10 protein-coding genes are annotated in these 12,093 nt (G+C 74.9%); 2 read left to right on the forward strand and 8 right to left on the reverse strand.

The features are described from left to right. Positions 1-132: 132 nt before the first annotated feature. The 6 genes from ACI79S_RS10440 to purB form a co-directional block, all read right to left on the reverse strand. Positions 133-543, reverse strand: coding sequence for a sterol carrier family protein (locus ACI79S_RS10440; RefSeq protein WP_456593359.1), 411 nt, complete (start codon positions 541-543; stop codon positions 133-135). Further along, entirely contained in the window at positions 543-2,888 is a 2,346-nt protein-coding gene (gene purL, locus ACI79S_RS10445; protein ID WP_456593360.1) for a phosphoribosylformylglycinamidine synthase subunit PurL, read from the reverse strand. The genes ACI79S_RS10440 and purL overlap by 1 nt, the downstream gene beginning before the upstream one ends. Further along, positions 2,885-3,556 (reverse strand): phosphoribosylformylglycinamidine synthase subunit PurQ, encoded by a 672-nt coding sequence (gene purQ / locus ACI79S_RS10450; RefSeq protein ID WP_456593361.1) that lies wholly within the window; start codon positions 3,554-3,556, stop codon positions 2,885-2,887. Before purQ ends, purL begins: the two co-directional genes overlap by 4 nt. A gap of 11 nt (positions 3,557-3,567) precedes the next feature. Next, complete coding sequence (gene purS, locus ACI79S_RS10455; RefSeq protein WP_456593362.1) at positions 3,568-4,713, reverse strand: phosphoribosylformylglycinamidine synthase subunit PurS; 1,146 nt, start codon at positions 4,711-4,713, stop codon at positions 3,568-3,570. A gap of 124 nt (positions 4,714-4,837) precedes the next feature. Beyond that, positions 4,838-5,692, reverse strand: coding sequence for a phosphoribosylaminoimidazolesuccinocarboxamide synthase (locus ACI79S_RS10460; protein ID WP_456593363.1), 855 nt, complete (start codon positions 5,690-5,692; stop codon positions 4,838-4,840). A 2-nt stretch (positions 5,693-5,694) separates the two neighbouring features. Next, the gene (gene purB / locus ACI79S_RS10465) at positions 5,695-7,002 is read right to left on the reverse strand and encodes an adenylosuccinate lyase (protein WP_456593364.1); all 1,308 of its coding nucleotides are present in this window, start codon (positions 7,000-7,002) and stop codon (positions 5,695-5,697) included. 96 nt (positions 7,003-7,098) lie between these two features. On the opposite strand from purB, the gene ACI79S_RS10470 reads away from it, so the two are divergent. Beyond that, a complete protein-coding gene (locus ACI79S_RS10470; protein WP_456593365.1) occupies positions 7,099-8,526 on the forward strand; it encodes an AI-2E family transporter in 1,428 nt (475 codons plus the stop codon). Here the strand turns inward: ACI79S_RS10470 and purD are convergent. Then, positions 8,523-9,809: a phosphoribosylamine--glycine ligase gene (gene purD, locus ACI79S_RS10475; RefSeq protein ID WP_456593366.1), complete on the reverse strand. Its 1,287-nt coding sequence runs from the start codon at positions 9,807-9,809 to the stop codon at positions 8,523-8,525. The genes ACI79S_RS10470 and purD overlap by 4 nt on opposite strands. A gap of 192 nt (positions 9,810-10,001) precedes the next feature. On the opposite strand from purD, the gene ACI79S_RS10480 reads away from it, so the two are divergent. Continuing rightward, positions 10,002-11,042: a glycerophosphodiester phosphodiesterase family protein gene (locus ACI79S_RS10480; protein ID WP_456593367.1), complete on the forward strand. Its 1,041-nt coding sequence runs from the start codon at positions 10,002-10,004 to the stop codon at positions 11,040-11,042. 10 nt (positions 11,043-11,052) lie between these two features. On the opposite strand, the gene rsgA is transcribed toward ACI79S_RS10480, so the two are convergent. Beyond that, complete coding sequence (gene rsgA, locus ACI79S_RS10485; protein WP_456593368.1) at positions 11,053-12,066, reverse strand: ribosome small subunit-dependent GTPase A; 1,014 nt, start codon at positions 12,064-12,066, stop codon at positions 11,053-11,055. Between the last annotated feature and the right edge of the window lie 27 nt (positions 12,067-12,093).

Below are 12,093 nucleotides of genomic sequence, written 5' to 3' on the forward strand. Positions count from 1 at the left end.
CGCGACGGCGGGGATCCCTCCGGGGGTCCCCGCCGTCGTCGTTCCCGGCGTTATGTGCACAAAGCGCCGCCACGGCAGCCCCCGTGCGGCGTCATGTGCACAAACTGCAGCCACAGGAGTCCCGGTGCGGCGTTATGTGCACAAATCGCCGCGGTGTCGCCCGGAGGGCGACAGGGGGCGCAGCGGGAGCAGGGCGGACAGGTCGGCGCGGTTGCCGCTCGCGGTCAGCGTCCCCCCGGCGACGGCCTCGTCCCAGCCCAGCTGCCCGGTGGCCAGCCGGAGCCAGGTCGCCGCGTCGGTCTCGACGACGTTCGGCGGGGTGCCGCGGGTGTGCCGTGGCCCCTCGACGCACTGGACCGCGACGTGCGGCGGCACCCGCAGCTCGACGGAGCGGCCCGGCACCTGCTGCGCCAGCCACCGCGCGCTGGTCTTCACCGCGGCACCCACGACGGCCCGGGGCGGCTGCTCCGCCTCACCCGCCAGCCAGGCCCGCACCGGGTCGACCACCGCCCGCAGCTCCTCGGCCGGGATGGGCGCCGGCATCAGGACGTGGGGACGGTGCCCGCCGGTACGGAACCGACCGTGACCTCCGGCGCCCCGAACAGCGCGGGGAGGGTGGCGGTCCAGGCGGCGCGCAGCTCGGCCAGCGGCAGCTCCGGCAGGCCGGCCACGGCGAGCGAGTCGCCCCCTGTCGTCCCGAGCTCGGTGACCGGCACGCCCGCCCACTCGGCGGTGGTCTTCACGCCACCCGGATCGGACGTGGTGACGACCGCCCGGGCGGTGGACTCGCTGAACAGCGCCGTGAAGGGATCCTCACCGAGGTCCAGCGCGGCGCCGACGCCGTACCGCAGCGCAGACTCGGTCAGCACCTGGGCCAGGCCGCCGTCTGCCAGGTCGTGCGCGGAGCCGATCAGGCCTTCGCGGCCGAGGGCGCCCAGCAGGTCGCCCAGCGCCCGCTCAGCGGCCAGGTCGACCGCCGGCGGGCGGCCTCCGAGGTGGTCGTGCACGACGCTCGCCCACGCGGAGCCGCCGAACTCCGGTCGGGTGGTGCCCAGCAGCAGCACCGTCTCCCCGGCCGCCCGCCAGCCGGCGGAGACCCGGGTGCGGACGTCCTGGTGCACACCGAGCACACCGATGACCGGGGTCGGGTTGATCGCCACGTCGCCGGTCTGGTTGTAGAGGCTGACGTTGCCACCGGTGACCGGCAGGCCCAGCTCGCGACAGCCGTCGGCCAGGCCGCGCACGGCCTCGGCGAACTGCCACATCACCTCGGGGTTCTCCGGGGAGCCGAAGTTCAGGCAGTTGGTGACGGCGAGGGGCTTCGCGCCGGAGACGGCCACGTTGCGGTAGGCCTCGGCGAGGTTGAGCTGGGCGCCGGTGTAGGGGTCCAGGCGCGCGTACCGGCCGTTGCCGTCGAGGGAGAGCGCGATGCCCCGGTTGGTCTGCTCGTCGATGCGCACCACGCCGGCGTCGTCGGGCTGGGCGAGCACGGTGTTCCCGCGGACGTAGCGGTCGTACTGCTCGGTGACCCAGGTCTTGTCCGCGCCGTCCGGGCTGCTGACGACGGCCAGCCAGTGGGCCTGCAGCTCCTCGGGCGTGGTCGGCCGCGGCAGCCGGGCCGGGTCGTCGGCCCGCAGGGCGTCGAGGTCGGCGGGGCGGGTCATCGGGCGCTCGTACACCGGGCCCTCGTGGGCGACGGTGCGCGGCGGGACGTCGACGATCCGCTCGCCGTGCCAGTCGACGGTGAGCCGGTCGCCGTCGGTCACCTCACCGATGACGGTGGCCAGGACGTCCCACTTCCGGCAGACCGCGAGGAAGGCGTCGACCTTGTCCGGTTCGACGATCGCGCACATCCGCTCCTGCGACTCGCTCATCAGGATCTCGGCGGGCGTCAGGGTGCTGTCGCGCAGCGGGACGGTGTCGAGGTCGACGTGCATGCCGCCGGTGCCGGCGCTGGCCAGCTCGCTGGTCGCGCAGGAGAGGCCCGCGCCGCCGAGGTCCTGGATCCCGGTGACGAGGTCGGCGGCGAAGATCTCCAGGCAGGCCTCGATGAGCAGCTTCTCGGTGAACGGGTCGCCCACCTGCACGCTCGGGCGCTTCGCCGGGCCCTCCGCGTCGAACGTCTCGGACGCGAGGACGGAGACGCCGCCGATGCCGTCGCCGCCGGTGCGGGCGCCGAACAGGATGACCTTGTTGCCCACGCCCTCGGCCTTGGCCAGCCGCACGTCCTCGTGCTTCATGACGCCGACGCACAGCGCGTTGACCAGCGGGTTGCCGGCGTAGCAGTCGTCGAAGAGCACCTCGCCGCCGATGTTCGGCAGGCCCAGGCAGTTGCCGTAGCCGCCGACGCCGGCGACGACGCCGGGCAGCACGCGGGCGGTGTCGGGGGCATCGGCGCGGCCGAAGCGGAGGCTGTCCATGACCGCGATCGGGCGGGCGCCCATGGTGAGGATGTCGCGGACGATGCCGCCGACCCCGGTGGCCGCGCCCTGGTAGGGCTCCACGTAGCTCGGGTGGTTGTGGCTCTCGACCTTGAAGGTGACCGCGTAGCCGTCACCGACGTCGACCACACCGGCGTTCTCGCCGATGCCCACCAGCAGCGCATCGCTGGGCGGGAGGTCGCCGAACTGCCGGAGGTGGACCTTCGAGCTCTTGTAGGAGCAGTGCTCGCTCCACATCACGCTGTACATCGCGAGCTCCGCCGTGGTGGGGCGGCGGCCGAGGATGCCCTTGATCCGGGCGTACTCGTCGGCCTTGAGGCCCAGTTCGGCGTAGGGCTGCTCGTCGTCCGGGGTGCTCGCCGCCAGCTCGACGGTGTCGAGCCGGTTCGCGAGCCGGCCCGGCCCGGTGTCCAGGTCGGAGAGCCCCGCCGTTGCCGACTCACTCATGCGCTGACGACCGCCTTCAGGACGGAGGTGAAGAAGCCGAGCCCGTCGGTCGACGGCCCGGTGAGGTCCTCGACGGCGTGCTCGGGGTGCGGCATGAGGCCGACCACCCGGCCGTTCTCGCTCGTGACCCCGGCGATGTCGCGGGAGCTGCCGTTCGGGTTGCCACCCTCGTAGCGGAACACCACCCGGCCCTCGCCCTCCAGCCGGTCGAGGTCGGCGTCGGCGGCCACGTACCGCCCCTCGCCGTTCTTGACCGGGATGACGATGCGCTGGCCGACCGCGTAGTCCTGCGTCCAGGCGGTGTCGTCGCGCTCGACGACCAGGACCTGGTCGCGGTTGCGGAAGTGCAGGTGGCTGTTGCGGGTCAGCGCCCCCGGCAGCAGCCCGGCCTCGCAGAGCACCTGGAAGCCGTTGCAGATGCCCAGCACCGGCATGCCGCCGTTCGCCGCGGCCACGACGTCCTGCATCAGGGGCGAGCGGGCGGCGATGGCGCCGGCCCGCAGGTAGTCGCCGTACGAGAAGCCACCGGGGAGGACGACGGCGTCGACGTCCAACAGGTCGTGGTCGGCGTGCCAGAGGGCGACCGGCTCACCGCCGGCGAGCCGCACCGCGCGCGCGGCGTCGACGTCGTCCAGGGAGCCCGGGAAGGTGATGACACCGATGCGCACAGCGGTCTCTCTCAGTCGGTGGGGAGGTGCAGCTCGACGTCCTCGATGACCGGGTTGGCGAGCAGCGTCTCGGCGATCTGCTTCAGCTCGGCCTCGTCGGGTGTCCCGTCGACCTCGAGCACGAAGTGCTTGCCCTGACGGACGCTCCTGATCGAGTCGTGGCCGAGCCGGCCCAACGCTCCCAGGACCGCCTGCCCCTGGGGGTCGGAGATCTCTGGCTTCAGGACGACGTCGACGACCACCCGGGACACGCCGACGAGGGTACCGGGACCCGTCCACCGCTCCCCCGCCCCCGGCGCCCGGAGGATCTGGGCGACCACCTCGTCGGGGCGCCCGAGGACGTCCGCCGAGCTGAAGCGCAGCACCGTCCACCCGGCGGCGACCAGCGCGTTCTGACGCCGGAGGTCCCGGACGAACACCGCGCGGTCGCGGTGCAGATCGCCGTCGAACTCGACGAGGACCCGGTGCTCCGGCCAGGCCAGGTCGGCGCGGAACTCCCCGTCCGGCGTGCGGACGGGGTGCTGCAGCAGCGGAGCCGGCACCCCGGCGGCCTGGAGGAGCCACCGGAGCACCGACTCCATGGGCGACTCCGCCCGCGGGTCGGCGACCGGGAGCACCGCCCGCGCCCGCGCGGAGCCCCTCCCCGCCGGCCGCAGCGCCAACTGCTCCTCCAGGTCGGCGGGCGCGCACCACGCGGCGAGCACCTGGTCGGTCACCGCGAGGAGAGCAGCCGGTGGCAGCGTCGCGGCGAGGTCGCGCCAGGTCCGCCGCGGGGTGGTCAGGTGGAAGCCGAGGCGCTGGTCGACCTCGCCGGGGACGAGGGGGCAGCGGTGGATGCAACGATCGGCCCTGGCACGAACGGCCGAGCCCGTGGCGACGGTCAGGTGCACCCGTTCGTCGTCCCGCTGGAGGGGGATGTCCAGTCCCCAGACCGCGGCCGCGGTCCGATGGCTGACGACGGCACCGGGCGGGGCGGTCAGCAGCACCGCCTCGACCGGGACGGTGACGTCGTCCACCGCGGCGCGGGGGACGTAGGTGTCCCTCGACAGCCGGACGACGTCTCGATGCCGGAGCTGCTTGCCGCTGATCCCGGCTGCCGCCGCCATGGCACGCGTCGCCGGGCCGGTGAGTCGAGAGGGAGCAGGACGCGCAGGCACCGGGCGATGGTGGCCGCCGTCGGGCGCACGGCGCGGCAGCTGTCCACAGACAGCCCCGAGATCTGCGTTCTGGCCCCTGCGGCGGCGCTGATGGGGCCAGTGTGCAGATCTCGCCAGGGTGGGGTCAGGCGAACGGGCGGCCGGTGAGGCGCTCGTAGGCGGTCACGTAGCGCTCGCGGGTGGCGGCGACGACGTCGTCGGGCAGCTCCGGCGGCTCGGAGACGCGGTCCCAGCCGGACGACGTCAGCCAGTCGCGCACGAACTGCTTGTCGTACGAGGGCTGCACCGCGCCCGGCGACCAGGTGTCGGCCGGCCAGAACCGGGACGAATCCGGGGTGAGCACCTCGTCGCCGAGCACCAGCGACCCACCGGCCACCCCGAACTCGAACTTCGTGTCGGCCAGCACGATGCCCGCGTCGGCGGCGATCTCCGCACCCCGCCGGTAGAGCGCCAGCGTCAGCTCGCGCAGCTCCTCGGCCCGGTCGGCGCCGACGGCGGCCTCCACGGCGGCGAAGTCGATCGCCTCGTCGTGCTCGCCCACCTCCGCCTTGGTCGACGGCGTGAACACCGGCTCGGGCAGCCGCGAGCCCTCCACCAGCCCGGTCGGCAGGGCGACGTCGCGGATCGACCCGGTCCGCTCGTACTCCTTGGTGCCCGAGCCGGAGAGGTAGCCGCGGGCCACGCACTCCACCGGCAGCATCTCCAGCCGGCGGACCAGCATCGCGCGGCCGGCCACCGACGCGGGCACGTCCGAGGCCGACACCAGGTGGTGCGAGGCCCCGAACGAGGCCAGCACCGGCGTCAGCTGCTCGAACCACCACACCGAGAGCTGGGTGAGCACCCGCCCCTTGTCCGGGATCGGCGTGGGCAGCACGTGGTCGTAGGCGGAGATCCGGTCCGACGCCACCAGGAGCAGCCGGTCGGAGCCGGCGTCGTAGATCTCCCGCACCTTGCCGCGGGCGACCAGCGGGAGGTCCACGCTCACGATAGCGCCGCGAGCCGGTCGAACAGCGGGCCGAGGTTGGCCACGTACCTCTCCGGCCGGCAGATCTCGTCCAGCCGCGCCTCGTCCAGCGTCACGTCCGAGGCGGCCGCGCGATCGCGCAGCGTCGACCGGAACGGGACACCGGAGTTCCAGGTCTCCATCGCCGCCGACTGGACCAGCGCGTAGGCGTCCTCGCGGGAGAGCCCGCTCTCCACCAGCTCCAGCAGCACCGACGAGGTGTAGATCAGCCCGCCGGTGGATTCGAGGTTGGCGCGCATCCGCTCGGCGTCGACCACCAGGTTCTCCACCAGCCCGGCGGTCAGGTGCAGCAGGTAGTCGGTGGTGATCGCGGCGTCGGGCAGGAACACCCGCTCGGTCGAGGAGTGCGAGATGTCGCGCTCGTGCCAGAGCGGGATGCCCTCCATGATCGGCACGATCGCCGCCCGCACCACCCGCGCCAGCCCCGCGATGCGCTCGGAGCGGATCGGGTTCTTCTTGTGCGGCATGGCGCTCGAGCCCTTCTGGCCCGAACCGAACGCCTCGGAGAGCTCGCGCACCTCGGTGCGCTGGCCGTGCCGGACCTCCAGGGCGACCGCCTCGCACACCGTCGCCAGCACGGCGAGGGAGGAGACCCACTCGCTGATCGAGTCGCGCAGCACCACCTGGGTGGAGGCGTCGGCGGGCTTCAGGTCCAGCGCCTCGGCGACGACGACCTCGACCGACGGGTCGATCAGCGAGTACGTGCCGACGGCGCCGGAGATGGCGACGACGCCGACGCGCTCGCGGGCGGCCCGCAGCCGGTCCCGCGACCGGGCGGCGGCGAAGGCGAGGTCGGCGACCCGGTGCCCCCACACGACGGGCTCGGCGTGCACGCCGTGGGTGCGGCCCACCTTGATCGTCGAACGGTGCGCCAGGCCGTGGTCGCGCAGCGCCGCCACCAGCCGGTCGGCCTTGGCCAGCAGGATGTCGGTGGCCTCGGTGAGCTGCACGGCCAGCGCGGTGTCCAGCAGGTCCGACGACGTCATGCCGTGGTGCACGAACGCCGCGGCCGAGCGGGGCTCGGTGCTATCGGCCCACGCGGTGAGGAAGGCGATGACGTCGTGCTGCGTCGTCTCCTCGATCTCGGCGACCCGTTCGGCGGTGGGCGGGGGTGCGTTGCGCACCGGCTCGACGACGTCGGCCGGGACGCGGCCCGCCGCGGCGTGCGCCTCGAGCACCAGCGTCTCGACGCGGCACCACAGCTCGTACTTGTGGGCGTCGCTCCAGACCCGGCCCATGTCCGGAAGGGTGTAGCGCTCGATCATGCGGGTACCGCCCGCCACCGGTCAGCTCGTCGCAGCACGGGGACAGTCTCCCGTAGGGCTAGCGTGATCACGAACGGCCCCTACCGGAGGTGATCGATGCGGCGTCGCGCCCGTGATCTCGCCGCGCGCGCCCGCGAGCGCATCCGCGCCGCCCGGGAACACGATCCGCACGCCTGGCACCACCACCACGGGCCGCCCGATCCCTATCCGGTCGGCATCCGGCACGATCCCGCGCCCGACGACCCGAGCGGCCGGCCGGACGACGCCGGCGCCGCGAGCCCGCCCCTGGGCAGCCCGGCCCCCGGCGCCCCGGACCTGGACGGCGTGGTCGGTCCCGGCGGGGTGAGCGGCCCCCCTGACGCCCGCTCCCCCGAGGGGGCCGGGCCGCGCCCTGCCGGGTCGCCGGCAGCCGCCCACCCCGCCCACGCGGAGGACGACGTCCCGTTCGGGCTGCGCACGGCGGCCGCCTGGTCCTGGCGGCTGATCGTGGTGATCGCCGGCTTCTACGTGCTGCTCTCCGCCGCCGCGCACATCGCCGTCGTCATCGTCCCGGTCCTGGTGGCGCTGCTGCTGTCGGCGTTGCTGCAACCCGGCGCCGCGGGGCTCGCCAAGCGGGGCTGGCCGCCCTCGCTGGCCGCCTCCACGATGCTGCTCGTCGGCCTGACCGTGGTGGCCGGGATCATCACGCTGGTCGTCGAGCGGTTCACCGCCGGCTTCGCCGATCTGGCCGAGCAGGTGAGCGAGGGCCTCGAACAGGTCCAGACCTTCGTCGTCCGGCGGTTCCCCATCTCCGAGGGCCAGCTCGCCGACCTCCTCGAGCAGGCCCAGGACGTGCTGCTGGACAACCAGGACACCCTGGCCTCCGGGGCGCTGACGACCGCGGCGACGGTGGGCGAGGTCGTCACCGGCATCGTGCTGGCGCTGTTCACGCTCTTCTTCTTCCTCAAGGACGGCCGGTCGATCTGGCTGTGGCTGGTGGGCCTGTTCCCCGCCGCCTCCCGCGCCTACCTCGACGAGGCCGCCCGGCGCTCGTGGCGCACGCTGATCTCCTACGTCCGCGCCACCGTGGTGGTGGCGCTGGTCGACGCGATCGGCATCGGCGTCGGGCTGGCGATCCTCGGCGTGCCGCTGGTGATCCCCCTGGCCGCCCTGGTCTTCCTGGGCGCCTTCGTGCCGATCATCGGCAGCTTCCTCGCCGGCACCGTGGCGGTGCTGGTGGCCCTGGTCTCCAACGGCCCGATCACCGCGCTGATCACGCTCGCCATCGTCATCGGGGTCATGCAGCTGGAGGGCCACGTGCTCCAGCCGCTGCTGCTAGGCCGGGCGGTGCGGGTGCACCCGCTGGCGGTGGTCCTGGCGATCGCCGCGGGCCTGCTCATCGGCGGCATCTTCGGCGCCCTGATCGCCGTTCCCACGGTCGCCTGCGTCAACGTCGCCGGCACCTACCTCAGCCGCCGGCACGAGGGGCCGCGGCCGCCCGAGCCCCGGCCCGAGCGCGCCCGCCCCACGGTCGCGGCGGGTTAGCCGGAAAGGGCGATGCGGCCCTCGACGGCGGCCAGCGCGATGTCGGTGCGCCAGTGCGCGTCGGCCAGCCGGACGCCGGCGACCCGCTCGTAGGCGGCCTGCCGGGCTGCGGCCAGGTCCGAGCCGGTGGCGGTGACGGCCAGGACGCGCCCACCGGCGGAGAGCACCGTGCCGTCGTCGGCGAGCGCGGTGCCGGCGTGCAGCACGCCCTCGCCCTCGGCCCCGGTGATCGGGTCGCCGGTGCGCGGCGCCTCGGGGTACCCCGGCGCGGCGACGACGACGGTGACCGCCGCACCGTCCCGCCAGCGCAGCGGCGGGTGGTCGGCGAGGGTGCCGGTCGCCGCGGCGTGCAGCAGCCCGCCGAGCGGGGTCTCCAGCAGCGGCAGCACCACCTGCGTCTCCGGGTCCCCGAAGCGGGCGTTGAACTCCACCACCCGCACGCCGCGGGAGGTGAGGGCCAGCCCGGCGTAGAGCAGGCCGCTGAAGGTCTCGCCGCGGCGCGCCATCTCGTCCACGGTCGGCTGCAGCACGGTGGCGAGCACCTCGTCGACCAGCCCGGCCGGCGCCCACGGCAGCGGGGCGTAGGCCCCCATCCCGCCGGTGTTCGGTCCGCCGTCGCCGTCGTCGCGGCGCTTGTGGTCCTGGGCGGGCACCAGCGGGAGCACGGTCGTGCCGTCGGTGACGGCGAACAGCGACACCTCGGGGCCGTCCAGGTACTCCTCGACCAGGACCGCGCCGCCGGCCTCGAGCACCCGCCGGCCGTGGGCCGCGGCGGCCGCCCGGTCGGCGGTGACGACGACGCCCTTGCCGGCGGCCAGCCCGTCGTCCTTCACCACGAAGGGCGCGCCGCCGGTGAGCGCCGCGACCTCGTCGAGCGCGGTCTCCAGCTCGGCCTGGCCCCCGACGGGCCACGAGCGCGCGGTGGGGACCCCGGCCGCCGTCATCACGTGCTTGGCGAAGGACTTGCTGCCCTCCAGCTGGGCCGCCTGCGCCGAGGGCCCGAAGCAGGCGATGCCGGCCTCGCGGACGGCGTCGGCCGCTCCGGCGACCAGCGGCACCTCGGGGCCGATCACGACCAGGTCGGCCGCCCACTCCCGGGCGAGCGCCGCCACCGCGACGGGGTCGGCCACCGCGAGCGACCCGCCGCCGGAGGGCGGCGGCGCGATCCCCCGCGTCCCGGCGTTGCCCGGGGCGCAGGCGAGCTCGCGCACCGCGGGGTCGGACTGCAGAGCCACGCACAGGGCGTGCTCCCGGGCACCGGAGCCGATCACCAGCACGCGCACGAGCGGCGACCCTACCGATCCCGTGGCTGCGGGCCTCGCGGAGGGCCCGTCCCACCCGCCCCAGACACCTCAGGTGATATAGGTCACGATGAGTCCGAATTGCTGCTGGTCAACGAACCGGCCGCTCGATCGTGCACAACCCGTCTCCTCCAGTTCCCCCCACATTCACCCGACTCAGATGTGGTGGGTGCCATGCGCGCGACCGAGTCGCTGGCCGTCCGGCCAGGGACACGCCTTCCCCGGCCCGTCGTCATCGGACACCGCGGCGCTCCGGCCTACCGGCCGGAGCACACGCGGGCCAGCTTCGAGCTGGCCATCGACCTGGGTGCCGACCTCATCGAGCCCGACGTCGTGCTCAGCCGCGACGGCGTGCTCGTCGTCCGGCACGAGAACGAGCTGTCGCTCTCCACCGACGTGGCCCAGCACCCGGAGTTCGCCGACCGCCGGACCACCAAGCTGGTCGACGGCCAGCTGAGCACCGGCTGGTTCACCGAGGACTTCACCCACGCCGAGCTGCGGACGCTCCGCGCGATCGAGCGGATGCCGTCGCTGCGGCCGCTCAACACCGCCTACGACGGCCGCTACGGCATCCTGACGCTGGCCGAGGTGATCGAGCTGGCGCGCTGCCGCTCGACCGCCGGGCGCGCGATCCGCGTGCTCGCCGAGCTCAAGCACCCCGAGCGGTGCCCCGCCCCGGGGGCCTCCATGGCCGCTCTGGTGGCCGACGAGCTGCGCCGGCTCGGTGCCGACCGCGCCGACGGCCCCGTGGTGCTGCAGTCGTTCGACCCAGCGGTGCTGCGCGAGCTGCGCACGCGCCTGGGTGAGGACGGCCCCCGGATGGTGCAGCTGGTCGAGGACGACCTCGGAGGCGACGCCATGGTGACCCCGTCGGGGCTGCGGGAGGTCTCCACCTACGCGCAAGGGATCGGGCCGAACCGGGAGCGGGTCCTGGCCGACGCCGCGGAGCACGCGCTGACCGGGACCCCGAACATCGTGGACCAGGCGCACGGAGCGGAGCTGGCGGTGTTCTGCTGGACGCTGCGGGCGGAGAACGCCTTCCTGCCCGAGCACCTGCGCCGGGGGGAGTCCCCCGGCGCGCTCGGGGACGCGCTGGGCGACGCCGTGGCGCTGCTGGCGCTCGGGGTGGACGGGCTGATCACGGACTACCCCGACGTCGCCGTCCGCGCCCGCACCGCCGTCACCGCTGCCCCCGCCACCGCGCAACTGGCCTGAACCGCACGGCTCAGCGCAGCCGGTTCGGCTGGGCGCGCTGCGCCCGGTGCACCCCCCGCAGCCGGGCGCGTTCCTCGGCGCGGGCCCGCGCGTCGACGCGGAGCCGCTGGCGGTGGGCCTCGCCCTGCAGCTTCCGCCAGGCCGTGAAGCGGGCGGGGTCCAGCCGGCCGTCCTCGAGAGCCGCGGCGACGGCGCACCCGGGTTCGGTGCGGTGCGCGCAGTCGCGGTACCGGCACGCGGGAGCGAGCTCCGCGACGTCGGCGAACACCCGGTCGACGCCGTCCGCGTCGTCGTGGAGCGCCAGTTCGCGCATCCCGGGGGTGTCGATCAGCAGCCCGCCGCCGGGCAGCCGGTGCAGCTCCCGGGCGGTCGTGGTGTGCCGCCCGCGGCCGTCGTCGCGGATGTCCCGGGTGGCGGCCACCGTGCGGCCGGCCAGCGCGTTGGCGAGGCTGGACTTCCCGACGCCGGAGGGCCCCACCATGGCGGCCGTGGCACCGGCCGGCAGCAGCGCCCGGACGGCGTCCAGCCCGGCCCCGGTGACCGCGCTGACCGCCAGGACGGGCACACCCACGGCGTCCTCGGCGACCTGCGCCACCCCGGCCGGTACGTCCGGGCACAGGTCGGCCTTCGTGAGGACGACGACGGGCGCGGCGCCGCTGCTCCACGCCACCGCCAGGTAGCGCTCGACCCGGCGCGGCCGGGCCACCCCGGTGAGCGCGTCGACGACCAGGACGGCGTCCACGTTGGCGGCCACGACCTGGGCGGCCGAGGTCCGGCCGGCGGCCGTGCGGGTGAACGCACTGCTGCGCGGCAGCACCGCCACCGCCAGCTCACCGCGCAGGGCGACCCAGTCACCGACGGCGGGAGCGCCGTGCAGCGCCGCCGCGGGGGCGACCCGCCGCATCCCGGCGGCGGTGAGGACGCTCAGCCGGCCGCGGTCCACCCGTGCGACCCGGCCGGGCTGGCAGCCCGGCGGGAGCGCTGCGGCCCGGCCGGGCGTCCAGCCCAGATCGATGAGCTCCACGCCGGGATGGTCGCCGGGAACGGCCCG

It is taken from the genome of Blastococcus sp. SYSU DS1024, assembly GCF_054050795.1.